This is a genomic window from Actinomycetospora sp. TBRC 11914 (assembly GCF_012933465.1).
Lineage (GTDB): Bacteria > Actinomycetota > Actinomycetes > Mycobacteriales > Pseudonocardiaceae > Actinomycetospora.
This window is the reverse complement of sequence record NZ_JABBND010000001.1, coordinates 1158663-1181904: the sequence shown is the minus strand read 5'-3', so window position 1 is coordinate 1181904 and position 23242 is coordinate 1158663. Positions and strand designations below refer to the sequence as shown.

27 protein-coding genes are annotated in these 23242 nt (G+C 75.2%); 18 read left to right on the top strand and 9 right to left on the bottom strand.

The genetic code is table 11. The annotated features are described in order from the left end of the window. The first annotated feature begins 47 nt into the window (after positions 1-47). Positions 48-680, top strand: a complete 633-nt coding sequence (locus HH311_RS05625) for a hypothetical protein (RefSeq protein ID WP_169182496.1) — start codon at positions 48-50, stop codon at positions 678-680. 62 nt (positions 681-742) lie between these two features. Next, complete coding sequence (locus HH311_RS05620) at positions 743-1627, top strand: acyl-CoA thioesterase II (protein ID WP_169182495.1); 885 nt, start codon at positions 743-745, stop codon at positions 1625-1627. 64 nt (positions 1628-1691) lie between these two features. Here the strand turns inward: HH311_RS05620 and HH311_RS05615 are convergent, their stop codons facing one another. Further along, a complete protein-coding gene (locus HH311_RS05615) occupies positions 1692-2570 on the bottom strand; it encodes a LysR family transcriptional regulator (protein WP_169182494.1) in 879 nt (292 codons plus the stop codon). 62 nt (positions 2571-2632) lie between these two features. Between HH311_RS05615 and HH311_RS05610 the strand changes: the two genes are divergently transcribed. After that, positions 2633-3631, top strand: coding sequence for an aldo/keto reductase (locus HH311_RS05610; RefSeq protein WP_169182493.1), 999 nt, complete (start codon positions 2633-2635; stop codon positions 3629-3631). A 24-nt stretch (positions 3632-3655) separates the two neighbouring features. On the opposite strand, the gene HH311_RS05605 is transcribed toward HH311_RS05610, so the two are convergent. From HH311_RS05605 to HH311_RS05595, 3 genes are read right to left on the bottom strand one after another with little or no spacing between them, the layout of a single operon-like run. Further along, on the bottom strand, positions 3656-5233 hold the full coding sequence (locus HH311_RS05605; protein ID WP_169182492.1) for an NAD(P)/FAD-dependent oxidoreductase: 1578 nt from the start codon (positions 5231-5233) through the stop codon (positions 3656-3658). Continuing rightward, a complete protein-coding gene (locus HH311_RS05600) occupies positions 5226-6197 on the bottom strand; it encodes an alpha/beta fold hydrolase (RefSeq protein ID WP_169182491.1) in 972 nt (323 codons plus the stop codon). Before HH311_RS05600 ends, HH311_RS05605 begins: the two co-directional genes overlap by 8 nt. Next, positions 6197-7114 carry a diiron oxygenase gene (locus HH311_RS05595; protein ID WP_169182490.1) on the bottom strand — a complete coding sequence of 306 codons (918 nt, stop codon included), beginning with the start codon at positions 7112-7114 and terminating at the stop codon, positions 6197-6199. Before HH311_RS05595 ends, HH311_RS05600 begins: the two co-directional genes overlap by 1 nt. Positions 7115-7237: 123 nt before the next feature. On the opposite strand from HH311_RS05595, the gene HH311_RS05590 reads away from it, so the two are divergent. From HH311_RS05590 to HH311_RS05580, 3 genes are read left to right on the top strand one after another with little or no spacing between them, the layout of a single operon-like run. Continuing rightward, positions 7238-8023: a TetR/AcrR family transcriptional regulator gene (locus HH311_RS05590; protein WP_169182489.1), complete on the top strand. Its 786-nt coding sequence runs from the start codon at positions 7238-7240 to the stop codon at positions 8021-8023. Beyond that, positions 8020-8397 carry a DUF4873 domain-containing protein gene (locus tag HH311_RS05585; RefSeq protein ID WP_169182488.1) on the top strand — a complete coding sequence of 126 codons (378 nt, stop codon included), beginning with the start codon at positions 8020-8022 and terminating at the stop codon, positions 8395-8397. Before HH311_RS05590 ends, HH311_RS05585 begins: the two co-directional genes overlap by 4 nt. Beyond that, positions 8394-8918: a hypothetical protein gene (locus HH311_RS05580; protein ID WP_169182487.1), complete on the top strand. Its 525-nt coding sequence runs from the start codon at positions 8394-8396 to the stop codon at positions 8916-8918. Before HH311_RS05585 ends, HH311_RS05580 begins: the two co-directional genes overlap by 4 nt. A 32-nt stretch (positions 8919-8950) precedes the next feature. Here the strand turns inward: HH311_RS05580 and HH311_RS05575 are convergent, their stop codons facing one another. Then, complete coding sequence (locus HH311_RS05575; protein ID WP_169182486.1) at positions 8951-10309, bottom strand: FAD-dependent oxidoreductase; 1359 nt, start codon at positions 10307-10309, stop codon at positions 8951-8953. Positions 10310-10486: 177 nt separating this feature from the next. Between HH311_RS05575 and HH311_RS05570 the strand changes: the two genes are divergently transcribed. Then, entirely contained in the window at positions 10487-10792 is a 306-nt protein-coding gene (locus tag HH311_RS05570; protein ID WP_169182485.1) for a hypothetical protein, read from the top strand. A gap of 18 nt (positions 10793-10810) precedes the next feature. On the opposite strand, the gene HH311_RS05565 is transcribed toward HH311_RS05570, so the two are convergent. Further along, positions 10811-11533 carry a hypothetical protein gene (locus tag HH311_RS05565; protein ID WP_169182484.1) on the bottom strand — a complete coding sequence of 241 codons (723 nt, stop codon included), beginning with the start codon at positions 11531-11533 and terminating at the stop codon, positions 10811-10813. Positions 11534-11798: 265 nt separating this feature from the next. Between HH311_RS05565 and HH311_RS05560 the strand changes: the two genes are divergently transcribed. Next, positions 11799-12098, top strand: coding sequence for a hypothetical protein (locus HH311_RS05560; protein WP_169182483.1), 300 nt, complete (start codon positions 11799-11801; stop codon positions 12096-12098). A 112-nt stretch (positions 12099-12210) separates the two neighbouring features. Next, complete coding sequence (locus HH311_RS05555; protein ID WP_169182482.1) at positions 12211-12477, top strand: hypothetical protein; 267 nt, start codon at positions 12211-12213, stop codon at positions 12475-12477. Between the two features lie 50 nt (positions 12478-12527). Here HH311_RS05555 and HH311_RS05550 read toward each other — a convergent pair whose 3' ends face one another. Further along, positions 12528-12734 (bottom strand): DUF2795 domain-containing protein, encoded by a 207-nt coding sequence (locus HH311_RS05550; RefSeq protein ID WP_169182481.1) that lies wholly within the window; start codon positions 12732-12734, stop codon positions 12528-12530. Positions 12735-12803: 69 nt separating this feature from the next. Between HH311_RS05550 and HH311_RS05545 the strand changes: the two genes are divergently transcribed. Genes HH311_RS05545 through HH311_RS05535 form a run of 3 tightly spaced genes read left to right on the top strand, consistent with a single transcriptional unit; the run spans position 12804 to position 15708 of the window. Beyond that, positions 12804-13262, top strand: coding sequence for an HAD family hydrolase (locus HH311_RS05545; RefSeq protein ID WP_169182480.1), 459 nt, complete (start codon positions 12804-12806; stop codon positions 13260-13262). Next, positions 13259-14635: a DNA polymerase IV gene (locus HH311_RS05540; protein WP_312029959.1), complete on the top strand. Its 1377-nt coding sequence runs from the start codon at positions 13259-13261 to the stop codon at positions 14633-14635. Before HH311_RS05545 ends, HH311_RS05540 begins: the two co-directional genes overlap by 4 nt. Positions 14636-14661: 26 nt before the next feature. Beyond that, positions 14662-15708, top strand: a complete 1047-nt coding sequence (locus HH311_RS05535) for a nitronate monooxygenase family protein (protein WP_169182479.1) — start codon at positions 14662-14664, stop codon at positions 15706-15708. 51 nt (positions 15709-15759) lie between these two features. Here the strand turns inward: HH311_RS05535 and HH311_RS05530 are convergent, their stop codons facing one another. After that, complete coding sequence (locus tag HH311_RS05530; RefSeq protein WP_169182478.1) at positions 15760-16947, bottom strand: epoxide hydrolase family protein; 1188 nt, start codon at positions 16945-16947, stop codon at positions 15760-15762. A gap of 142 nt (positions 16948-17089) precedes the next feature. Between HH311_RS05530 and HH311_RS05525 the strand changes: the two genes are divergently transcribed. The 6 genes from HH311_RS05525 (at position 17090) to HH311_RS05500 (ending at position 22574) form a co-directional block, all read left to right on the top strand. Next, complete coding sequence (locus HH311_RS05525; protein ID WP_169182477.1) at positions 17090-17362, top strand: hypothetical protein; 273 nt, start codon at positions 17090-17092, stop codon at positions 17360-17362. A gap of 40 nt (positions 17363-17402) precedes the next feature. After that, positions 17403-19040: a benzoylformate decarboxylase gene (gene mdlC / locus HH311_RS05520; RefSeq protein WP_312029958.1), complete on the top strand. Its 1638-nt coding sequence runs from the start codon at positions 17403-17405 to the stop codon at positions 19038-19040. A 116-nt stretch (positions 19041-19156) separates the two neighbouring features. After that, a complete protein-coding gene (locus HH311_RS05515) occupies positions 19157-20101 on the top strand; it encodes an ATP-binding protein (RefSeq protein ID WP_169182476.1) in 945 nt (314 codons plus the stop codon). A gap of 15 nt (positions 20102-20116) precedes the next feature. Continuing rightward, positions 20117-20515: an SCO5389 family protein gene (locus tag HH311_RS05510; RefSeq protein ID WP_169182475.1), complete on the top strand. Its 399-nt coding sequence runs from the start codon at positions 20117-20119 to the stop codon at positions 20513-20515. A gap of 248 nt (positions 20516-20763) precedes the next feature. Continuing rightward, positions 20764-21771 (top strand): ABC transporter ATP-binding protein, encoded by a 1008-nt coding sequence (locus tag HH311_RS05505; RefSeq protein WP_312029972.1) that lies wholly within the window; start codon positions 20764-20766, stop codon positions 21769-21771. After that, positions 21768-22574, top strand: coding sequence for an ABC transporter permease (locus HH311_RS05500; protein ID WP_169182473.1), 807 nt, complete (start codon positions 21768-21770; stop codon positions 22572-22574). Before HH311_RS05505 ends, HH311_RS05500 begins: the two co-directional genes overlap by 4 nt. 24 nt (positions 22575-22598) lie before the next feature. On the opposite strand, the gene wrbA is transcribed toward HH311_RS05500, so the two are convergent. Further along, positions 22599-23195 (bottom strand): NAD(P)H:quinone oxidoreductase, encoded by a 597-nt coding sequence (gene wrbA / locus HH311_RS05495; protein ID WP_169182472.1) that lies wholly within the window; start codon positions 23193-23195, stop codon positions 22599-22601. Positions 23196-23242: the final 47 nt, after the last annotated feature.

Sequence of the window (23242 nt, the reverse complement as noted above, 5' to 3'; positions counted from 1 at the left end):
ATCGGGAGACGGCGGCACCTCCCCCCGGAACACGAGGAGAGAAGTCCATGGCCCGCGCCCGGCACGCCATGTACGTGCACCCGTTGCGCAGCAAGGGCGTCGTCGTCGGGGTCCCGGTCGCAGCGGCGGTCGCGTTCGGGGCGCACACGGTCCTGGGCATCGCCCCGGTCTCCGACCAGCACGACACGCCGGCGACGGCGAGCGCGACCCCGGCGGGCACCTCCTCGGCGGGCGCGCCGGTCCAGACCTACGGGCTCGCCCCGACGACCCCGCCGCCGACCACGCTCGGGCTGCTGTCCGCGCCCGCCGCCGGGCACGGGTCGGGCTCGGGGACCTCAGCGACCTCGGGGACCTCGGCCACCTCGTCGCCCTCGGCGCCGGCGGTCGCCCACCGCGCCGCCGCGGCCCCCCAGATCGTGCCGATCGCGAAGCCGGCGGCCCCGGCACCGTCGATCATGACGTTCACCCCCGCCGCGGCCGCCCCGGCCGCCGCGGCGCCCGCGGCCCACGAGGCGGTCGCGCGGCCCTCGGCACCGGCGGCAGCGGCCCCGGCGGCCACGTCGGCTCCGGCCGCCGCCTCGCATGACGACGGGTCCGCCGACGACGGCTCGTCGGGCGGCTCGCTGCTCGGGGTCCGGCTCGGCGGGACCAGCGTGTCGGTGCTCTCCTTCGGGTCGTGACCGCCGGGTCGTGACCGCTCCCTGATCGACAGCGGGGGCGCCGGACGAGAAGATGCCGCGCCATGAGCAAGGCGCTCGACGAGCTCGTCGACGACGTGCTGGACCTCGAGGACATCGAGCGCGACATCTTCCGGGGGCGCAGCCCCCAGGAGTCGCTGCTGCGGGTCTTCGGCGGCCAGGTGGCGGCCCAGGCCATGGTCGCGGCGGGGCGGACGGTCGGCGACGACCGCGTGGTGCACTCCCTGCACGGCTACTTCCTGCGCCCCGGTGACCCGTTCCGGCCGATCGTCTACGAGGTCGACCGCACCCGCGACGGCCGCTCCTTCACCACCCGGCGCGTCACCGCCGTGCAGCGCGGCGAGGCGATCTTCACGATGTCCGCGTCGTTCCAGGTGGTCGAGGAGGGCGTCACCCACCAGGCCGAGATGCCCGGGACCCCCGGTCCGGACGGGCTCGCCCGGCGCGACCGCCCGCCGGTGCCCGCGCCCGAGCCGGCCAACACGACGACGGGCCGGGCGCTCACCTGGCCGCTGGACGTGCGCTACGTCGACCACGCCCCGTGGGACCGCGCGACCGCCCCGGCGGCCCGCAACCGCGTCTGGCTGCGCGCCGACGGCGAGCTGCCGCCGCCGTCGGATCCGCGGGGACGCCTGCTGCACGCCTGCGTGCTCACCTACGCCAGCGACCTCACGCTGCTCGAGGCGGCGGTGCTCCCGCACGTCGAGGGCGGGGTGGCCTCGCGACAGGTCGACGTGGCGAGCCTCGACCACGCGGTGTGGTTCCACCGCCCCTTCCGCGCCGACCACTGGCTGCTCTACGTGCAGGACTCGCCGAACGCGGGCGGCGGCCGCGGCCTCGCGACCGGCCGGCTCTACGCCGCCGACGGCACGCTGGTCGCGTCGGTGGTGCAGGAGGGACTCATCCGGCGTCGTCGCCACCGGTCCTGACCCGGCCCCGGGATGCCGGCAACGGCACGTTCCCGGCACCGGACGCAGGGACGGCGCCGTTCGCTCACCGGCCGGCCAGCGCCGCCACGGCCGCCGTCACCAGCTCGCGGTCGTCCCCGCGGCGCCGGGCGACGGCGAGCTCGCACGGCGGCAGCTCCGGCACCGGCCGGCACACCACGTCCGGCCGGGCCAGCAGCCGCGCGTTCCCCTCGGCGAGCAGCGCCACCCCGACCCCCGAGGCCACCGCCTCGATCGCGCCCTCCGCTGTGTCGGCCTCCACCGCCACCGTGGCCGGCGCGGACCGCTGCGCCGACGCCAACCAGAACTCCCGCAGCGCGCCCGCGGCGCGGGGCAGGGCCACGAACGGCTCGTCGGCCAGGTCGGCCAGCGTCACCGCCGCCCGCGCCGCCAACGGGTGGTCCGCGGCCAGCGCCACCCACCGCGGCTCGCGCAGCAGCACCCGGGCCTCGACGTCGGGCGCGACCAGCGGCAGCCACACGAAGGCGACGTCGACGGTGCCGTCGGCGAGCCCCGTGCTCGCGTCCGACCAGCTGATCAACCGCACCTGCATGCGGGCGCCGCGCTCGCGGGTCGCCTCCAGCAGCCGGCGGGTGAGGTCGCGGCCGACGGCCGTCTGCAGCCCGACGAGCAGGGTCGGCGCCGACCCGGCCCGGCGCACGTCGGCCCGGGCGGCCGTCCAGTCGTCGACCAGCCGCCGCGCGTGCGGCAGCAGCGCCTCGCCCTCCGGGGTCAGCGCGAGGCCCGCGGGCCCGCGGTCGAGCAGCCGGGCCCCGAGCCGGGTCTCCAGCGCCCGCACCTGCTTGGAGAGCGCCGGCTGCGAGACGAAGAGCGCCTCGGCGGCGCGGGTGAAGCTCCCCGCGTCGGCGACCGCGACGAAGTAGCGCAGGTCGCGGAGGTGGACATCACCGGCCGGAGAGCTCATGACCGATGGTTATCACGGCAGGTCTTGGACGCGCCCCCGCCGAGCGGTCGACGCTGGACGTCATGACCGGCCTGCCCACCCGCACCCTCGGCGACCTCACCGTGTCCGCCCTCGGTGTCGGCGCGATGGTGCTCTCGCCCGGCATGTACGGCGAGATCGACGACGCGACCGGCGAGGCCGCCCTGCGCGCCGCCGTCGACGCCGGCGCGACCCTCGTCGACACCTCCGACGGCTACGGCGCCGACGGCCACAACGAACGCCTGGTCGGCCGGGCCCTCGCACCCGTGCGGGACGAGGTCGCGATCGCCACCAAGTTCGGGATGCGGATTCCCGACGGCGAGCCCGGCCACCGCTTCGAGGTCGGCCTCGAGTTCGGCGAGCTCGCCGTCAACGCCGACCCGCGCCTCGTCCGCGGCTACGCCGAGCGGTCGCTGCGCGAGCTCGGCACCGACCGCATCGACCTGTACTACCCGCACTTCCCCGACCCCGAGGTGCCGATCGAGGACACCGTCGGCGCCGTCGCCGAGCTCGTCGCGGCGGGCACGGTGCGCCACCTCGGGCTCTCCAACGTCGACGCCGCCACCCTGCGCCGCGCCCACGCGGTGTACCCGGTCAGCGCGGTGCAGGCCCAGTGGGCGATGTGGCACCGGCCCGACCATGACCTGCTCGAGGCCGCCGACGAGCTCGGCGTCGGGCTCGTCGCCTGGAGCCCGCTGGGCAGCGGGTTCCTGACGGGGCAGGTGGCCGACCTGGGCGAGGGCGACTTCCGCCGCAACATCGACCGGTTCGCCCACCTCGCCGCCAACAACGACCGCTACGCCCCGGTGCGCTCGATCGCAGACGAGCTGGGCCTGACCCCCGCCCAGCTCGCGCTGGCCTGGCTGCTCCACCAGCACCCGCACGTCGTCCCGATCCCCGGCAGCCGCACCCCCGCCCACATCGTCGAGAACCTCGACGCCGCCCGGGTGCGCCTCGGCGACGACGAGCTCGCCCGGGTCGACGCCGCGCTCGCGGCCTTCCGACCCGAGGGTGTGGTGGACGTCTTCGGGAGTGCGTCCTGACCGGTCGAGCCGCCCGTCCGGCGGCTAGGCGCTCGAGAGTGCCGCGCGCTCCGGGGACGAGGTGACCGCGCCCCCCGCCGGTGTGCCGTGCTCCATCCCCGGGACCCCGAAGTCCGACGCGCGGCCGAAGAACTCGTAGTCCTCGGCCCGGAACCGCCGGGTCTCGGCCCAGTACCGGACGGTGAAGCCGGGCCAGATGGTCCGGTTCACCCCGGCGGCGTCGAGGTACCAGCTGGTGCACCCGCCACGGGTCCAGATGCCTTTGCGCAGCCGGTGCTGGACCGCCGCGTTCGAGCGGGTCTGGGCCTCGGAGCGGACGTCGAGGCCGCTGCAGCCGGCGTCGTGGACCGCCGCGATCGCCTGGGCGACGTACCGGGTCTGGCACTCGATCATGAACACGACCGAGTTGTGCCCCAGCCCGGTGTTCGGCCCGAGCAGGAAGAACAGGTTGGGGAAGTCGGTCACGGTGATGCCGTAGTGGGTCTGCATGCCGTGCTCCGCCCACGTCTCCCGGAGGGTGCGCCCGTCGCGGCCGGTGATCGCGATGCCGTCGAAGGCGTCGGTGACGTGGAACCCGGTGCCGTAGACGATGACGTCGGCCGGGTGCTCGACGCCGTCGCGGTCGACGACGCCGGTCTCGGTCACCTCGGCGATGCCGGAGGTCACGACGTCGACCGTCGGCCGTGCGAGCGCGGGGTAGTAGTCGTTGGACACCAGCACGCGCTTGCAGCCGAGCGAGTAGCGCGGGGTGAGCTTCTCGACGAGCTCGGGGTCGGAGATGGCGTGTTCGATGTGCTTGCGGGCGAGCCACTCCGCCGGGCGCAGCAGCTCCGGGCGGCTCATGAACCCGAGGGCGCGCGACTCGAGGCCGGCGTAGAGCGCGGCCCGGTAGGCCCGCTGGAGGGCGGGCACCGTCCCGAAGACCTTCCGGCGCAGCGGGCCGATGGGGTGGTCGCCCTTGGGCAGCACCCAGGCGGGCGTGCGCTGGAAGAGCGTCACCCCGGCCGCGACCGGCGCGATCTGCGGCACGAACTGGATCGCGCTCGCCCCGGTGCCGACCACCGCGACCCGCTTGCCGCGCAGGTCGACGTCGTGACGCCACTGCGCGGAGTGGAACGCCTCGCCGCGGAAGCGCTCGGCGCCCGGCAGCGCCGGGGTCGAGGGCAGGTGCAGGGCGCCCACCCCGGAGACGAGGAACCGGCACCGGTAGTCGCCCCGGGTGGTGTGCACCGTCCACGTCCGGGTCTCCTCGTCCCAGGTCGCGCCGGTCATCTCGGTGGCGAACCGGACGCGGCGGCGCAGGTCGTGTGCGTCCGCGACCCGCTCGAGGTAGGCGCGGATCTCCGGCTGCGGCGAGTAGGAGCGCGACCAGTCCGGGTTGAGGTCGGTCGACAGGGAGTACATGTGCGACGGGATGTCGCAGGCGCAGCCGGGGTAGGTGTTGTCGCGCCAGGTGCCGCCGACGCCGGCCGACGCCGGGGCCTTCTCGAGCAGCACGACGTCCCGGACGCCGGAGCGCTCGAGCGCCAGGGCCTGGCCGAGCCCGGCGAACCCGGTCCCGACGACGACGACCTCGTGGAACTCCGGCGCGGGCTCAGACACCGCTGACCTCTCTCGACGTCGGGACGAGCTCGGGGGCGGTGGCCGCCTCGAGCAGTCCCTGCAGGTGCGCGGCCACCTCCTGCGAGCGCTCGAAGGTGATCATGTGGCCGGCGCCGGGGAGCACGACGATCTCGGCGTCGGGCAGGGACGCCGCGATCGTGCGGGCGTGGTCGGGCGGGCAGAGGCGGTCGCGGGTGCCGACCAGCACGACCGTCGGGAGCCCGCGCAGCGCCGCCAACGACGACGTCCGCTGGTGCTCGCCGATCGACGCGCGGAAGGCCGCGACGGCGACCGGGTCGGCGGCGAAGGTCTGCTCGGCGACCGAGAGGACGTCCGCGCGCCGCGGGTGCCGGCCGAAGACGAGGCCGCGGACCAGCGGGGCGAGGGCGACGGCGCGGGAGTGCAGGCCGCTGCCCTCGGGATCGGCCCGGTGGACCGGCGCCCGGTCGCCGACCGAGGCCAGGAACGGCATGATCACCCGCTCCCCGCGGGCGACGAAGGCGCCGCGGCGGCCGGGGATCCCGAGCCGCATCTCGGCCATGTCGTCGCTCGCCGTCGCGACGAAGCCCGCGCCGCGGACGCGTGCGCGCACGAGGTCGGGGTGGCGCTCGGCGAGGGCCATGAGGGTCATGCCGCCCATCGAGTGCCCGGCCAGCACGACCGGGCCCTCGACGTGATCGGTGAGCATCGCCGCGAGGTCGTCGGCGGCGCGCCCGATGGTGGCGCCGCCGCGGCCCGGGGACTCCGAGCCGCCGTGGCCGCGGTGGTCGTAGCGCAGCACCGGGGCGGTCACCCCGGCCCGGCGCAGGTCGCCGAGGACCCGGTCCCACGTCCGGAGGTCCTGCGACCAGCCGTGCGCGAGGACGAGGGTCGGCTCGCCCGGCCGGGCGGTGCCCGAGCGGGCGACCCGGAGGCTGATCCCCGTCGACAGCCCCAGCGGGCCGACGGTCTCGTTCGTCGTCATCACTTCTCCAGCAGGAACGACTTCTTCCACAGCGCCCGGCCGGGGCCCGCCACCATCCCGGCCTCGTCGAGGAAGCCCATGATCTTCTCGCCGCCGTACCGGATCATCTCGCGGTGGTGGGGGTTCGCGAGCGCGGTGCGGTGTCCCTCACGCGGGTCGATCCCGACGGCGGCGTACACCTTCGGGTTGATGAGGCTGCGCACCACGAAGAAGGACGTCAGCGCGCAGGTGAACCGCTGGTAGGCGAGCTCGGCGCGGGACAGGTCCGCCAGGCCCCGGGTCACCTCGTCGCGGGCGAACGCGACGTGGCGGGCCTCCTCCACGATGTGGATGCGGTTCACCTGGCGCATGAGCGGCTGGATCGCGTCGTCGTTCGCCTGCTCCCGCTGGAGGCGGTCGAGCACCTCCTCGGCCACCAGGATCGACGCGTAGGCCGCCGGGCCCCAGTTGAGGACCGAGAAGAGCTTCCCGAGCTGGTGGACGGCCGGCACCGCCCCGTAGGGCTGCACGCCCGCGCGGGTGACCATCCGGGCGAACATCTGCGAGTGCCGGCACTCGTCGGCGACCTCGGTGAGCGCCCACTGCGCGCGCTCGGTGGTCGGGTCGTCGGCGTAGAAGTCCTTGAGCAGGCGCTGCATGAGCAGCGTCTCGAACCAGAGCCCGACGCTCGCGACGCTGCACGCCTCGTGCTTGCCGAGCTCGACGCGCTGCTCCGGGGTCATCCGCTCCCACAGCGCGGTGCCGTAGAGCGACACCCGGTGCTCGGGCATCCACAGCGCCCCGTCGACCAGCGGGGCGTCCCAGTCGATGTCGACGTCCGGGTCGTAGGACTTCTTCGCCGCGGAACGGAGCAGCCGCGCGGCGGTCGCGTCCGGGTCCGGGGAGGTCCTGGTGGGGCTCGCGGCAGGCGCCGACATGGCGATCGTCCTTCCCGTTCCTGCGACGACGACGGGTGACAGCGTGTTCGTCGTACATCTCGTACCCAAAACGAGGTGTACGTCTTACCGCTGGTAACTGTAACCAGTGGTAGCGTCAGCGTCATGGCGGAGGGTGTCAAGCCGAACTCGGGGGGTAAGCCCCCGTCGCGTGACGGACGTCGCACCCGCTGGACGAAGCACCGCGAGGAGCGCCGCGCGGAGTTCGTCGAGGCGGCGATGCGCGTGCTCGCGGAGGTGGGGCCCGAGTTCGGGATCGAGCAGGTCGCGGTCGAGGCGGGCGTCACCAAGCCGGTGCTCTACCGCCACTTCTCCGACAAGGCCGACCTCGTGGAGGCCATGGGCGAGCGGGCGACGCAGATTCTGCTCGACCGGCTGATCCCGGCGCTGAACTCCGAGGAGGCGCCGGTCCCGCGGATCCGCAAGTCGATCGACGCGGTGCTCGGGACGCTCGAGGAGTACCCGAACCTCTACTGGGTCCTCGCCCGGCACGGCCACGGCGGCGACGCCGTCGTCCGGGCCGACAAGGAGATCATCGCGACGGCGCTCTCGGCGCTGCTCGGCGACTACCTGCGCGCCTTCGGGCTGGACTCCGGCGCGGCCGAGCCCTGGGCCTACGGCGTGGTCGGCCTGGTCCAGAACACCGCGGAGTGGTGGCTCGAGCGCCGGTCGATGAGCCGGGACTCCGTCACCGAGTACCTCACGACGCTGGTGTGGGCGGCCATCGACGGCTTCGCCCGCCAGCGCGACGTCGTCATCGACCCGAACGTGCCGCTCGAGATCAACCGGGTGATCCAGATGTCGCCCGGCCCGGTCTCCGGCGCACGATCCGAGCAGTCCGACACCGAGGACCCGACGGGGACCGACGCCGAGCCAGGGAGCGCCCAGTGACGACGCCACCGACCGACGCCCACGACCACGACGCCCACGACGACCACGACGACGAGGACGGCTACCGCGGCCCGGCCTCGTTGCGGCTGGAGAGCGCGGACGCGGAGCCCCTCGAGGTCGAGGTGACGCTGCGCGGGCACTTCGAGCCGCTCGACGGCCGCTACCACTGGTACGGCCGCGTCGCGGTCCACCCCGGACTGGAGGCCGCGCTCGGGGGCCGGAAGGGCACCGGGCTGCTGACGACGCCGCACGGGGAGGCCGTCGGGGAGCTCTCCGACGTCGATCCCTGGGGCCGCTACCGCATCGTCGGGACCAGCACCCCGCCGTTCGCGGTCGGCGCCGGTGACCTGCTCGCCGAGGAGTCGTCCCGGTGAGCGACCACGACGCGGTGGTGTCGGCGATCGCGACGCCGGAGCGGGCCGTGCGGGACATCGGGGCGCTCATCGGGGACCGGGTGGCCTTCGGGCCGGTCGCCGCCGGGCCGGGCGGGATGGCGACCGCCCACGCGACCGGGATCGTCGGGCGGCTGCGCGGGCGACGCGGCTCGCGGGTCGGGCGGACCGAGGTCCACGTGCCGGTGGACCTCGACGTCACCGTGCAGATCGGCGCGCAGACGGTGCCGGTCGAGGCGACGATGACCGTGCGGATCGGGCTCGAGGCCTGCTTCGCGCCCGGGGCCGACCACGTGGTCGTCGAGGTCGACGAGCTCGGGCCCGCCGACATCGCCCTGGAGACGAGGACGCGGGGCATCGGCGGCGTGTTCGTCCGGCGTCTCGGCAACCTCGACGCCGAGATCCGCCACCACGTGATCGCCTACGTCACCGACCTCCTCGAGACCCCCGAGGCCCGGGACCTGCGCCACATCGCCCTGGACGAGGAGGCTGACGCCATGTGAACGCTTGTGGTCGTCCACGCGACCACAAGCGTTCACATGCGCTCGCGCACCAGGGACATGAAGTCGCCCCGGTCGACGACCTTGACCCGCGGGCGCCCGCCGCCCTCTCCGGCGGCGCGCTCGTGGGCGTCGATCGCCTCCCAGCCGTCGAGGTCCACGAGGTCGGGGACCCGCTCCGAGAGCCACTCCTCGACCTCCTCGGCGGAGGCGATCACGGCGTCCTCGCGCTGCCCCGACGTGAGGTCGGCCAGCAGGGCGCGCACCGTCTCGTTGGCGTCCTTGCGGTTGGTCCCGATGATCCCGGTGGGGCCCCGCTTGATCCACCCGACGACGTACTCCCGCTCGCGGCCCTCGATGCGCCCCTCGGTGTGCGGGATCGTCCCCGAGCCCTCGTCGAAGGGCACGCCGGGCAGGGCCACCCCGCGGTAGCCCACGGCGCGCAGCACCAGCCCGCACTCCACGGTCTCGCGCTCGCCGGTGTCCACCGGGCGGACCCGGCCGTCGTCGTCGGTCTCGAGCCGGTTGACCGCGAGCTCGACGCCGGTCACCGGCCCGTCGGCGTCCTCGCCGAGGATCTGCACCGGCGAGCGCAGGAACCGGAACTCCAGCCGCCGCTCGGCGCCCTCCGCGGGCCCCGCCTCGGCCCAGCGGCGGAAGCTCTCGACGTTGCGGCGGGTCGCCTTGGGGAGGTCCTCGTCGCCGGCCGCGTCCGGGAACTGCGCCGGATCGACCACGATCCCCAGGCCGTCGATGTCGTCGAGCTCGCGGAGCTCGGTGGTGGTGAACGCGGCCTGCACCGGCCCGCGGCGCCCGCACACCACGACCTCCCGCACGCTCGAGCCCGCGAGGGCCTCGATGGCGTGGTCGGCGGTGTCGGTGGGGCGCAGGTCGTCCTCGGGCAGCAGGAGCATGCGCGCGACGTCGAGCGCCACGTTCCCCGCCCCGATCACCACCGCGCGCTCGGCGCCGAGGTCGGGCGCGAGGCCGACGTAGTCGGGGTGGCCGTTGTACCAGCCGACGAAGTCCACCGAGGCGTGGCTGCCCGCGCGGTCCTCGCCCTCGATCCCGAGGCGGCGCTCGGTCTGCGAGCCGACGGCGTAGACCACCGCGTCGTAGCGCTCGAGCAGCTCCTCGGTGGTCACGTCCTCGCCCAGGCAGACGTGGCCGAAGAACCGGAACCCGGGCTGGGCCGCGATCTTCTCGTACTGCCCGCTCACCGACTTGATCTTCGGGTGGTCGGGGGCGACGCCGGCGCGGACGAGACCCCACGGCGTCGCGAGCCGGTCGTACATGTCCACGCGCACCGGCGGGTCGGTCGAGTCGAGCAGCGCCCCGGCGGCGTAGAAGCCGGAGGGCCCGGAACCGACGATCGCCACCGCGTGCGTGCGCATGACCCGATCCTGTCGGACGGGGGGATCCGCCGCACCCCGCCCGTCCCGCGGCGCGCCACGCCGACGATCGGGGGGACCCCCGGGGACGGCGCGTCGGAAAAGGGCCCTCGATCGAGTCATCACTCCATGCGGCATCCGGGCTGTGGAGGCCCCCGACCTGCGCCGACGATGACCGTGATGATCGAGACGGGACGCCTCGCCCACGACGGCGACGAGTGCTGGGACACGGAGCCGTGGCACGTCGACGCCTGGCGCCGGGGACGGGATGTCCTCGACGCCTACGACGACGACCGCGTGCTGTCCGAGGAGCTCGCCGACGATCTCGTCAACGAGCTCGCCGGCCGGGCCCTCGGCTCGCGCCGCCGCGCCGACGCCGACCGGCCCTGGCGGCCCGGGATGCTCGCCGGCTCCGGCGTCGAGGGCCGGGGGCGGCGCCGGCGCCGGCCGCACCTCTCCCTCGTGCCGGGCGGCCGGGAGGGGTGAGTCCTTCCTGCTAGCCCCTCAGCGCTTCACGGCCGCCAGCACGACGTAGAACAGCTCGGTGCCGGCCATCGAGAGCCGGTGCCGGAAGCGGCGCCGGACCACGACGGAGGTGTCGTCGAACCCCGCGAGCATGCCCTCGACGTCGGGGACGTCGTGGTCGCCGGTCCCGGGCCCGCCGTCCTTGAGCGTCAGCGCGATCACCGAGCCCGGCGGGAAGGCCGACCACAGCTCGGCCAGCGCGTCCACCGGCACGTGGCCCTCGCCGACCGCGCCGGCCGCGACGAGCGCGTTCAGCCGCTCCTCGCGCACCAGCCGCGCGACCTCCTCCCCCTCGAGGCGCTCGCCGACGAGGTAGTGCGCGTACATCCCCGGGCGGTCGCGGTGGGCGGCGTCGCGGGCCTCCGGGATGCCGTCCGCACCGACCACCACGGTCACGCCCCGGGCGGTCAGCTCCTCCCCGACGACGCCGTTGCCGGCCCCGAGGTCGAAGGCCCGCAGGTCGGCCGGCGTCACCCCGATCGTCGCGCCCGCCTCGACCGCGGCGTCGGCGACGGTGGCGGGCGAGGCGCACTGCAGCCGCTGCTGCACCACCTCCTCGTAGAGCCCGGGGACCGAGTACACGGTGGCGTAGTCGTGCAGGACGACCTCGCGGCTCCCGCCGTCGCGGTGCAGGACGAAGCGTTCCTCGCCCTGGCGGCGACCGGGGGTGGGGTCGAGCTCCACGGTGAACGGGGCGGTCATCGGGCTCCTCGGCGAGCGGGGTCGGCGGACGTGGCCCGGCCGGAGACTGCCGTCACCTCCGGGGCGGTGGCCATCGTCGCGGGCGCAACCTCCCATCGGACAGGTGATGTGTCGTTGCTCCCGCGCTCGTTTCCTCGTCGAGCTCGGCCGGTCACCCTCGGTGGAGTGCGTCGAGCGTCGCCGAGGCCGCCGCGCACGCCGGTCCGGCCGGTCGCGTGCCACACCCCGAAGGCACGCGGGCGGTCCCGACTCCCAGGAGGCGCTCGTGAGTGCTCCGTCCCCCGGTGAGACCACCGAGGCTCCCGTCCGGTCCCGCCGCCCCAGCGACGCGGTCGCGGCCCTGCTGCGACCCGGCGCCTCGCCGCGCGCCGCCCACGTCTCGACCGAGGAGCGGGAGCACGCCGCGGCGGTCGTCGCGCACCTGCTCCACCGCGACTGCGCGGAGTGGAGCTGGACGTCCCACCAGCCGGACGCGCACCGTGCCGACGCCCGCCGCATCGTCGGGGCCCTGTGCCGTGAGGGCTGGTCGCCGCGGTCGGAGGCCGACCCCGGGCAGGTGGCCTGACCCGCGGATTGCCTCGCCCTGAGACGAATCCCGTTAGGATCATGCGCCGATCGGCGCAGGGTCGGACGCGGTCCGGTGGTGCCGACGCACCGACCGGCGGAGAGGATTCGTCGTGGGGACGTGGGACGTCGACGGTCGGCAGGTCCGTGAGGTGAGCCGCCGGTCGGGCGCGGTCTGGACGTGGCAGTCCGACAGCGAGCAGCCCATCGAGTACGAGATCGAGTGGGTCGAGGAGAAGGACATCTTCCTCTACGGCAGCCGGGTGCGGCCCGGAGGCTGGAGCGTCAGCACGCTCGACCCGTCGGTGTGGACGAACGACGGCACCCTCGAAGGGGCCCGCGAGGTCGTGGAGCGCCGGATGCCGTCGATGCCCCGCTGAGCGACGGAGGGGCCGCGGCCCGGGTGCACGACCCGGGCCGCGGGTCCGGCTCAGGAACCCCCGAGGACGCCGGCCTTGCTCAGCTTCTCCATGACGGCGTTCGGGCCGTCGAACTGGTCCTTGTCGAGACCGCGGAGGGTGTCGACGAGCTGGTCGTCGGCGCCCTTCTCCTTGGCGTGGTCGGCGAGCTGCTCGGGGCTGCCCGGGTACTGGAATCCCCCGAGCGACTTCTGGACCTGCGTGACGTCGTAACCCATGGGCGCGGGTTGCCATCGTCGGCGGTGCGCAACCGCCCCGGCCCGGGGAAGGAGTGGGATCCTCGCGACGTGGACGCGCCGTGGCCCTGTGTCGTGTGGGACCTCGACGGCACGCTGGTGCGGCGGGGCGGTCTGTGTCCGGTGGACGGGATCGACGCCGTCCTCGCCCGCTGGTCCCGGGCCGGCGTCGAGATGGCCGTCGCGACCTCGGCCGCGACCCCGCAGGCACGCCGGGCCGTCGAGCGGCTCGGGTGGTCGGGGTACTTCGGGCACGTCGCCGGGACCGGGCCGGGGGTGCACGGCAAGGACGCGGTCCTCGTCGAGGCGCTGCTGGGGCTCGGCCGGGTGCTGCCCGAGGGCGGGCGCGACGCGGCGATGGTGGGCGACTCGGCGACCGACGTGTGGGCGGCCCACGCGGCCGGGCTCACCGCGGTCGGGGTCACCTGGAGCGGCACCCCCGCCGCCGTCCTGGCCGACGCCGACCTGCTCTGGTCCGCGCCCGACGCTCCCTGGCACCCGCCGTCGTGAGCCGGTGGGTGGTCCACCTCGACCTCGACTCGTTCTTCGCCTCCGCCGAGCAGCTGACCCGTCCGACGCTGCGGGGGCGGCCGGTCCTCGTCGGCGGCCTGGGTCCGCGGGGGATCGTCGCCGGGGCGTCGGGGGAGGCCAAGGCGTTCGGCGCGCGGTCGGCGATGCCGATGGCCCAGGCCCGGCGACGGTGCCCGCAGGCGGTCGCCCTGCCGCCCCGCACGGCGGTGTACCGGACGCTGTCGGAGGCGTTCTTCGGCGTGGTCCGCTCGGCGGCCCCGGTGCTGGAGCAGATCGCGTACGACGAGACCTTCGCCGAGCCGGCCGCGCTCGCGGGCGTCACCGAGGACGGAGTGCGCGCGTGGGCCGAGTCGGTGCGGGCCGACGTCCGCGCGGCGACCGGGCTGGCGGTGTCGGTGGGGGCGGGGTCGGGCAAGCAGGTCGCGAAGATCGCGTCCGGGCTCGCGAAGCCGGACGGGGTGCACGTCGTCCCCCACGGCGGCGAGCGCGCCCTGCTCGACCCGCTGCCGGTCCGCGCCCTGTGGGGGATCGGGCCGGTCGCCGAGACGACGCTGGCCCGGGCCGGGGTGACCTCCGTCGCCGCGCTGGCCGCGCTCGAGCTCGGCGAGGTGACCGCGCTGCTCGGCTCGGCGGTCGGGACGGGGCTGCACCGGCTGGCGCGGGGGATCGACGACCGGGCGGTCACCGAGCGGGGCGAGGCCAAGCAGGTCAGCGCGGAGACCACCTTCGACACCGACCTCTCCGACGTCGTCGCGGTCCGGCGGGCGGTCGCCGAGCTCGCCGGGTCGGCCCACCGGCGCCTGGTGGCCTCCGGCCGCGCCGCGCGGACGGTGACGGTGAAGGTCCGCGGCGGGGACTTCGCCACGCACACCCGCTCGGAGACGACGGCGGTGGCGAGCACCGACCTGCCCGGGCTCACCGAGACCGCCCAGCGGCTCGCGGTGGCCGCGCTGCCGGACGCGGGGGTGCGCCTCGTCGGCGTGTCCTACGCGGGGCTCACGACGGCGGTGCAGGGCTCGCTGTTCGACGGCGAGGAGGCCCTGGCCGCCGCGGCCGAGGACGCCGTCGTCGAGGACCCGGACACGGGCACGCTGCGCCCCGGCACCGTCGCGAGCCTGCCCGACGACGACCGCCTGGCCGACGAGGAGCCCGCCCCCGACCCGGCCCGGGAGTGGCGCACCGGCGACGACGTGACCCATCCCGAGCACGGGCACGGGTGGGTCCAGGGCGCCGGGCACGGGCGGGTCACGGTGCGGTTCGAGACCCGCTCGACGGGGCCGGGGCGGGCGGTGACGGTCGCGAGCGACGACCCGACCCTGTCCCGGGCCGACCCGCTGGGTTCGCTGGCGTAGCACGACCACACGGAGGAGGACCGGAGATGACGACGGTGTCGCGACGGGTCGCGGCGTTCTGCGAGCGCTACGGGCTCGAGGTGCCGATCGTGCAGGCGCCCATGGCGGGCGCATGCCCACCGGCGCTGGCCGTGGCGGTCGCCGAGGCGGGCGGGATGGGGGCCGACGGCGCCGTCCTCGACGGCCCGGCGCAGATCGAGGACTGGGCGCGGCGGTTCCGGGAGGGGTCGTCGGGGGCGTTCCAGATGAACCTCTGGATCCCCGACGAGCCGACGGCCGCGGACTCCGGCGAGGAGCCCGCCCGACGGTTCCTCGCGCGCTTCGGCGGCCCGGGCGACGCCGGGGGAGCGGCGCCGGTGTTCGCCGAGCAGTGCGACGCGCTCCTGGCGGCCCGCCCGACGGTGATCTCGTCGATCATGGGGCTCTTCGAGCCGGCGATGGTCGAGCGCATTCACGCCGCCGGGATCGCGTGGTTCGCCTGCGCGACGACGCTCGAGGAGGCCCTCGCCGCCGAGCGGGCCGGGGCCGACGCCGTGGTCGCCCAGGGCATCGAGGCCGGCGGGCACCGCGGCACCTTCGATCCCGACGCGGCCGGGCGGACCGGGGTCGGGCTGCTCGCGCTGGTGCCCCAGCTCGCGGACGCGCTGTCCGTGCCGGTGGTGGCCACCGGCGGGATCGCCGACGGGCGCGGGGTGGCGGCGGCGCTGACGCTGGGCGCGTCCGCCGTGCAGGTCGGGACGGCCTTCCTGCGCTCCCCGGAGGCCGGGATCGCGGCGGCCTGGTCGGAGGAGCTCGCGGCGGCCGCCCCGGAGACCTCGGTCCTCACCCGGGCGTACTCGGGCCGTCCGGGGCGGGCCCTCCCGACGGACTTCGTGCGGGCGTGGGCGGCCGACGACGCGCCCCCGGCGGCGCGCTACCCGGTCCAGCGGGCGCTGATCGGGCAGTGGCGCCGCGGGGAGGCCGACGTCGACCGGGTCAACCAGTGGGCCGGCCAGGCCGCCCGGCTGGCCACCGCGGAGCCGGCGTCGGTGATCACGCGATCGTTGTGGGAGTCGGCGCAGGCGCTCCGGTAGGTGCGCTTCGCGCCCGTGAGCACTTTCTGGTGCCATAGCACCAGAAAGTGCTCACGAGCCGAAGGCACCTCGCAGCTCGGCCACGAACAGCTCCGGCACCTCCAGCGAGGCGAAGTGCCCGCCGCGGTCGAGGACGTTCCAGTACCGGAGGTCGGTGTAGCGCGCCTCGACCCACGAGCGCGGCATCTTCGCCATCTCGGCGGGGAAGATCGACACGGCCGAGGGGACGGTCACCGGGGCCGACCGGTCGACCCCGCCGAAGCTCTCCCAGTACAGCCGCGCCGAGGACGCCCCCGACGCGCCGAACCAGTAGACGGCCACGTTGTCCAGCAGGCGCTTCCGCGGCACCGACGGTTCGAGCGTCGCCCCGCCGTCGGTCCACACCGCGAACTTCTCGGCGATCCACGCGAGCTGGCCGGCCGGCGAGTCGACCAGCGCGTAACCGAGGGTCTGCGGGCGCGTCCGCTGCTGGCCGGAGTAGCCGCTGCCGACCTCGCGGAACTCCCGCGCCTGCGCCAGCCACCGCTGCTCGAGCTCGGGGAGGTCCTCGGTCCGCGCGCCCTCCGGGCGCGCCGCCAGCGGCATCGTCGTGTGGAGGCCGGCGACGCGGTCGGGGTGGCGCGCCCCGAGCGCCGTCGTCACCATCGCACCCCAGTCGCCGCCCTGGGCGAGGAAGCGGTCGTAGCCCAGACGGTCCATCAGCTCGACCCACGCGTCGGCGATGTGGTCGACGCCCCAGCCGGTCGTGGTCGGCTTGTCGGAGAACCCGAAGCCCGGCAACGACGGCGCGACCACGTGGAATGCCGGGGCCGACGGGTCCGACGGCGTGGTCAGGGCGTCCAGGACGTCCAGGAACTCGACCACCGAGCCCGGCCACCCGTGGGTGATGAGCAATGGCTGTGCGTCGTGCCGCGGTGACTCTACGTGCAGGAAGTGGATGCCGAGCCCGTCGATGACGGTGCGGTACTGGCCCCGGCCGTTGAGCTCGGCGGCCAGGGCGTGCACGTCGTGCTCCTCGAGCCAGGCGCGACACAGTTCCGCGACGACGGCGGCCGGGATGCCCTGGGACCAGTCGTCGACCGGCTCCGGCTCCGGCAGCCGCACCCGGCGAAGCCGTTCGTGCAGGTCAGCGACCTGGGCGTCGGGGATGTCGAGCTCGAAGGGCACCACGTCGCGCGTCGCGCCGAGGGGTGCGGCGGCGGCGGAGGCGTCACGGTCCACGGCGGCGTCGCGGGACATGGCCGGAACGCTAGACGGGCGCCGGTCACGCTGCCGTACCGGCCACCGGATGGGGTGTCACCCCCACCCGCCGTCGTCGGAACCCGGTACCCCGAAGGTGGCAACTTCCGCCCGCGAGGTCACACGGGCCGTCATCGTGGCGATGAACGGAGCGGAGGTGATCATCGTGCTGAACGAACGACCCGCGGCGTTGCTGGCGGCAGCGGCGGATCTCGACGAGTGCGACGGCTACGTGGTCCTGGTCTTCGACCCGGAGACCGGCGAGATGGACGCCCACGGCCCCTACGAGGGGGTCGCCGCCACGCTCCGGGCGGAGGAGCTGCGCCGGACCTTCGACCGCGACGAGCTGCCCGACGTGGTCGTGCGCGTCAGCCGGCTGCACCTGCCGGCCGCGGTGCCCCAGCAGGCCTGGTGATCACCTGGTGAGCGCCGGCCCGAGGGGGTAGACCTCGGGCGTGACGACGGACGCGCAGCGCAGCGGAGCCGGCTCCACCACCGTGCGGGAGATGGCGCTCGAGCTGTTCCGGGCGCACGGCATGACGACGGTCTTCGGGAACCCGGGCTCCACGGAGCTCCCGATGCTCCAGCAGTTCCCCGACGACTTCACCTACGTCCTCGGGCTGCAGGAGGCGGCGGTCGTCGGGATGGCCGACGGGTACGCCCAGGCCACCGGCCGCGCGACGCTGGTCAACCTCCACACCGCACCCGGCGTCGGGAACGCGGTCGGGGCGCTGGTCAACGCGGCTGCCAACAAGACCCCGTTGGTGGTCACCGCCGGCCAGCAGGTCCGTCCGATGATGACGCTCGAGGCGCTGCTGACCAACCCGCGCGCCACCGAGCTCCCGGCCCCGACGGTGAAGTTCGCCGCCGAGCCGCCCCGGCCGGAGGACGTCCCGGCGACGCTGGCGCGGGCGATCCACGTGGCGCTGACCCCGCCGACCGGCCCGGTGTTCGTCTCGATCCCGATGGACGACTGGGGCGTCGAGCTCAGCGGCGGCGACCTCGAGGTCGCGCGGCGCGCCGTGGAGCGCACCGTGCGCGCGCCGCTGCGGCCCGACCCGGCCGACGTCGACCGGCTGGCCGCCGCCCTCGACGGTGCCGCGGCGCCGGCCCTCGTCTTCGGCGGCGACGTCGACGCCGGCGGCGGGTTCGACGACGCCGTTGCCCTCGCCGAGCGCTGCTCGGCCGCGGTCTACGGGCCGCCCGCCGACGGGCGCGTCGGCTTCCCGGAGGACCACCCGCTCTTCCGCGGCAGCCTGCCGATGGCGATCGCGCCGCTCGCGGACACCCTCGAGCCGCACGACGTCGTCGTCGTGCTCGGCACGGCGGTCTTCCGCTACTACCCCTACGTGCCGGGCCGGTTCCTGCCCGAGGGGACGACGCTGCACCACGTCACCGCCGACCCCGACCAGGCCGCCCGCGCCCCGATGGGCGACGCGCTCGTCGCCGACCCGACGGCGGTGGTGCGGGCGCTGCGCGAGCGGGTCGCCGCGTCGTCGCGGGCGGTGCCGGGCGAGGCGCCCGCCGTCGGGAAGGCCCAGCCCTCGGCGACGCCGGGGACCCTGAGCCCCGAGGAGGTCTTCGACACCGTCGACGTGGTGTGGCCGGTCGACGGGGTGGTGGTCGACGAGTCGCCGTCCAACCGGGCCGCGCTGCACGCCCGCCGTCCGGTGCGCCGCCCTGGGAGCTCGTTCTTCACGACGTCGGGTGGCCTCGGCTTCGGGCTGCCGGCGGCGGTGGGGGTGGCGCTGGCCGACCGGTCGCGGCCGGTGCTGGCCGCGATCGGGGACGGCTCGATGCAGTACTCGATCCAGGCGCTGGCGACGGCGTCGGCGCTCGGCGTCCCGGTCACGGTGCTGGTCCTGGAGAACCGCGAGTACGCGATCCTCAAGTGGTTCGCCGCCCGGGAGAACACCCCGAAAGCTCCCGGGCTCGACCTGCCGACCGTCGACTTCACCGCGCTGGCGGCGGGCTACGGCGTACCGGCCGAGGTCGCGACGACGGCCGACGAGCTGCGGGCCGCGCTCGAGCGGGGACGCGACGGCGACGGCCCGCTGCTGGTGTCGGTGCCGATCGGGCGGTCCGGGAGCTGATCCGCCGGGACGAACGGCCGGTTCGTCACCTTCTTCGGTGACGAGCCGGCCGTTCGTGCGCGCACTGATGTCGCCCGATCGATAACGACAACCGTTGTCGGTTAGGGTCCGTGCTCGTGAAGATCGCCTTCGTCGGCAAGGGCGGCAGCGGCAAGACCACCCTCGCCTCGCTGTTCGCCCTGCGCGCGGCCGGGACCGGGGCACCGGTGCTCGCGCTCGACGCCGACATCAACCAGGACCTCGCGGTCGCCCTCGGTGCTCCACCTGCCGTCACGGCGACCCTGCCCACGCTCTCCGGCCACGTCGACGTCCTCAAGGAGTGGCTGCGCGGGGACAACCCCCGGCTGCCCGCGGCCGAACAGATGATCAAGACGACGCCGCCCGGGCGCGGGTCGCGGTTGCTGCGCGTCGTCGAGGACAACCCGGTCTACGACGCGGCCGTGCGCGAGGTCGTCCCGGGTCTGCGGCTGGGCCTCGCGGGCGCGTTCGACGACGCCGACCTCGGCGTCGCGTGCTTCCACGCCAAGACCGGCGCCGTGGAGCTGCTGCTCGGGCACCTCGTGGACGGCCCCGACGAGTACGTCGTCGTCGACATGACCGCCGGCGCCGACGCGTTCGCCTCCGGCCTGTTCACCCGCTTCGACCTCACCGTCCTCGTGTGCGAGCCCACCGAGCGCGCCCTCGGCGTCGTGCGCCAGTACGCGGGCTACGCGCGGGAGTTCGGGGTGCGCCTCGGCGTCGTCGGGAACAAGGTCGCCGACCCCGACGACGAGGCCTTCCTGCGCGCCGGGCTCGCCGACGCCGGCGTGGAGCTGCTCGCCTGCGTCGGCTCGTCACGCCACGTGCGCGCCGGCGACCGGGGCGCCGACCGGGCGGTCGACGGCCTGGAGCCGGAGAACGCCGCCGCCGTCGACGCCGTCCGCGACGCGCTCGACGCCGTCCCGCAGGACTGGGTGCGCTTCCAGGCCGACACCGTCGCCCTGCACCGCCGCAACGCGCAGGCCTGGGCCGGCGCGCACCTGCTCGACCAGATCGACCCCGAGTTCGTCCCCGTTCCCTGACTGCTGGAGGTCCCCGTGTCCCTCGACGTCTCTCCCGACCTGCTCGCCGCCGCCCAGCGCGGCGAGGTCGACGACGACGCGTTCGTCGCCTGCGTCCGCGAGTCCCTGCCCTACGCCTGGGACGTGGTGTCCTCGGTCGCCGGGGCGGCCCCGGTACCCGGCTCGCCCACCGTCCACGAGGTCCCGCCGCCCTCGGAGGCCGCGCGCGGCGAGCTGCTGCGCGCGCTGGCCTCGGACGCGATCCGCGGCGGGCTGGAGCGCCACTTCGGCGTGGTGCTCGCCTTCCAGAACTGCCACCGGGTGGCGGCCTTCTCGCCCGCCGGGATCGAGGGTGCCGACGCCGACACCTTCGACGCGTTCGTCTCGCCGCGGGGACAGCTGCTCAACCAGAGTCCGGAGCTCCGCGACTGCTGACCTCCCACCGTTCTGCGCGAGGGGAACCCTCGGCCGGCTAGAGCGACTCGATCCTCCCCTCGCGGCGCCCGCTCCCGGACGCGAGGGGAACATCCGGCCGCTCTAGTAGGCCGAGGGTTCCCCTCGCGCGGGGACGGGGGCTTGACCTCGACGACGCTTCAGGTCCGACGCTGGTCCGCATGGCCGCCCCCGTCAGCAATCGACGTGCCCTGCCACCGGACCCGCCGGTAGCGTCGCGGCACGTGTCCATCGAGACCCGGGCGGCGCGCCCGGACCGTTCCGCTCCCCAGGCCGCGCCGCCGGCCGTCGAGGTGGCCGACCTCGTCAAGCGCTACCCCAAGGCGAAGGGCAACGCCGTCGACGGCATCTCGTTCGCCGTCGCGCCCGGTGAGGTGTTCGGGCTCCTCGGGCCCAACGGCGCCGGGAAGACCACGACGATCGGCGTCCTCACCACCCGTGTCCGCAAGACCGCGGGGCGGGCGACGGTCGCGGGCATCGACGTCGCCGCCGACCCGGTGGGCGCCCGCGCGGTGCTCGGCGTCGTCCCCCAGCGCCCCAACCTCGACCGCTCCCTCGACGCCCGCGCCAACCTCGTCTGGCACGCCGCCTACCACGGGGTGCCGCGGGCCCGGCGCGGTCCGCTGGCCGACGAGCTCCTCGAGCGGATGGGCCTGGCGGACAAGGCGGGGACGAACCCCGACGAGCTCTCCGGCGGCCAGGCGCAGCGGCTGATCATCGCCCGCGGCCTCATGCACGACCCGCGCGTGCTCTTCCTCGACGAGCCCTCCACCGGCCTCGACCCGCAGGCCCGGCTGTTCGTCCACGACCGCGTCGCCGAGCTGGCCGCGGGCGGGGTGACGATCGTGCTCACCACCCACGACATGGACGAGGCCGCGAAGCTCGCCGACCGGGTCGGGATCGTCGACCACGGCCGGCTGCTCGCGCTCGACACGCCGGCCGCGCTGGTCGCGGGGCTGTCCGGGTCCGCGACGGTGGACCTCGCCGTGACCGGCGCCGACGCCACCGTCCTGCGCGACCGGCTCGCGGCCGTGCGCGGCACCGCGGGCGCCGAGGTGCTCGAGGACGGCGCGGGCACGGCGCGGCTGCGCGCCCGGGTGGACGGCGAGGCGGGCGCGGCCCTGCCGGGCCTGCTCGACGAGGTCGCCGCCGCGGGCGGCCGGGTCCTCGACGTCGCGCTCGGCGAGCCGACCCTCGAGGACGTCTTCATCGACCTGACCGGGCGGGGGCTGCGATGACCACGCTCCCGACGACGGCGGCCGACCGGCGCGTCTCCACCACGCGGGCGTTCCTCGGCGTCCTCGGCCGCGACGTCGCGGTGACCGGCCGCGAGTTCGGCAGCTTCCTTTCCCAGGTGCTCGTCCAGCCGTTCTTCCTGCTGTTCGTGTTCGGCAAGGTGCTGAGCCAGCTCGGCTACATCGCGCCCGGTTACGCGCAGCTGCTCCTGCCCGGCCTGCTCGCCCTCAACGCGTTCCTCGTCGCGGTGCAGGCCGTCGCGCTGCCCCTGGTGATCGACTTCAGCTACACGAAGGAGATCGAGGACCGCCTGCTCGCGCCGCTGTCGACGCGCATGGTGGCGGTCGAGAAGATCGTGTTCGGGGCGGTGCGGGGCATGATCGGCTCGCTGGTGATGATCCCGGTCGGCTACCTCGTGCTCGACCAGGTCACCTGGCACCTCGGCGGGCTACCGGAGTCCGCGCTGCTGCTGGTGCTCGGGGCGCTCGCCGGCGGCGCCGCCGGCCTGGTGATCGGTACGGCCGTCTCGCCGCGGCGGATCAACATCGTGTTCGCGGTGGTCATCACGCCGCTGCTGTTCACCGGCTCGACGCAGTTCCCGTTCCTGCAGATCTCCTCGTTGCGGTGGTTCCAGGTGATCTGCGCGCTCAACCCGATCACCTACGTCGCCGAGGGCCTGCGCGGGGCGCTCACCCCGCAGATCCCCCACCTCCCGGGGTGGGTGTGCTTCGGGGCGCTGGTGCTGGCGTGCCTGCTGTTCGGGGCGATCGGGATCCAGGGGTTCGTCCGGCGGGCGCTGGACTGACCCGGACCGCGACGCCCGCGGCGCTCAGGCCGCGAGCTTCGCGGCCACCTCCGCCAGCCGCGTCCCCTGCACCCGCGCCGCGCCCAGCGCCTCGTCGCCCGGCGCCGCCGACTTCCGCGACACCCACGACGCGCCGTAGGGGTTGCCGGACTCCATCAGCGACGGGTCGGCGGCGTAGCCGAGCGGCATGATGATCGTCCCCCAGTGGTAGAAGACCATGTTCATCGCGACGATCGTCGCCTCCAGCCCGCCGTGCCCGGTCGAGGCCGACGTGAACGACGTCCCGACCTTCGAAGCGAGCTTGCCCTGCGCCCAGAGCCCGCCGGTGGTGTCGAGGAACGCCTTGAGCTGCTCGGCGGCGGCGCCGAAGCGGGTCGGGCTGCCGAGCGCGATCCCGTCCGCCCACTCCAGGTCGTCGAGGGAGGCGACGGTGTCGTAGGGGTTGTTCTCCACCCACTCCTTCCAGCGCCGGTTGCCCTCGATGGCCTCCTTCGGCGCGCGCTCGGCGACCGGGCGCACCCGGACCTCGGCGCCCGCCCCGCGGGCCCCGTCGGCGAGCGCCTCGGCGAGCGCGGCGACGTTGCCGGTGGCGGAGTAGAAGACGACGGCGATGCGGGCCACGGGGGATCCTCCGGGGAGCGGGGGTGTGTCCCGCCCACCCTCTCGCG

Bases quoted from the DNA above. Each gene is read 5' to 3' on its own strand.
- HH311_RS05565 (WP_169182484.1), bottom strand. From the start codon at position 11,533: ATGACCGCCCCGTTCACCGTGGAGCTCGACCCCACCCCCGGTCGCCGC.
- HH311_RS05615 (WP_169182494.1), bottom strand. From the start codon at position 2,570: ATGAGCTCTCCGGCCGGTGATGTCCACCTCCGCGACCTGCGCTACTTC.
- HH311_RS05500 (WP_169182473.1), top strand. From the start codon at position 21,768: ATGACCACGCTCCCGACGACGGCGGCCGACCGGCGCGTCTCCACCACG.
- HH311_RS05550 (WP_169182481.1), bottom strand. From the start codon at position 12,734: ATGGGTTACGACGTCACGCAGGTCCAGAAGTCGCTCGGGGGATTCCAG.
- HH311_RS05620 (WP_169182495.1), top strand. From the start codon at position 743: ATGAGCAAGGCGCTCGACGAGCTCGTCGACGACGTGCTGGACCTCGAG.
- HH311_RS05525 (WP_169182477.1), top strand. From the start codon at position 17,090: ATGAACGGAGCGGAGGTGATCATCGTGCTGAACGAACGACCCGCGGCG.
- HH311_RS05595 (WP_169182490.1), bottom strand. From the start codon at position 7,114: ATGTCGGCGCCTGCCGCGAGCCCCACCAGGACCTCCCCGGACCCGGAC.
- HH311_RS05530 (WP_169182478.1), bottom strand. From the start codon at position 16,947: ATGTCCCGCGACGCCGCCGTGGACCGTGACGCCTCCGCCGCCGCCGCA.
- HH311_RS05610 (WP_169182493.1), top strand. From the start codon at position 2,633: ATGACCGGCCTGCCCACCCGCACCCTCGGCGACCTCACCGTGTCCGCC.
- HH311_RS05625 (WP_169182496.1), top strand. From the start codon at position 48: ATGGCCCGCGCCCGGCACGCCATGTACGTGCACCCGTTGCGCAGCAAG.
- HH311_RS05575 (WP_169182486.1), bottom strand. From the start codon at position 10,309: ATGCGCACGCACGCGGTGGCGATCGTCGGTTCCGGGCCCTCCGGCTTC.
- HH311_RS05535 (WP_169182479.1), top strand. From the start codon at position 14,662: ATGACGACGGTGTCGCGACGGGTCGCGGCGTTCTGCGAGCGCTACGGG.
- HH311_RS05600 (WP_169182491.1), bottom strand. From the start codon at position 6,197: ATGACGACGAACGAGACCGTCGGCCCGCTGGGGCTGTCGACGGGGATC.
- HH311_RS05570 (WP_169182485.1), top strand. From the start codon at position 10,487: ATGATCGAGACGGGACGCCTCGCCCACGACGGCGACGAGTGCTGGGAC.
- HH311_RS05590 (WP_169182489.1), top strand. From the start codon at position 7,238: ATGGCGGAGGGTGTCAAGCCGAACTCGGGGGGTAAGCCCCCGTCGCGT.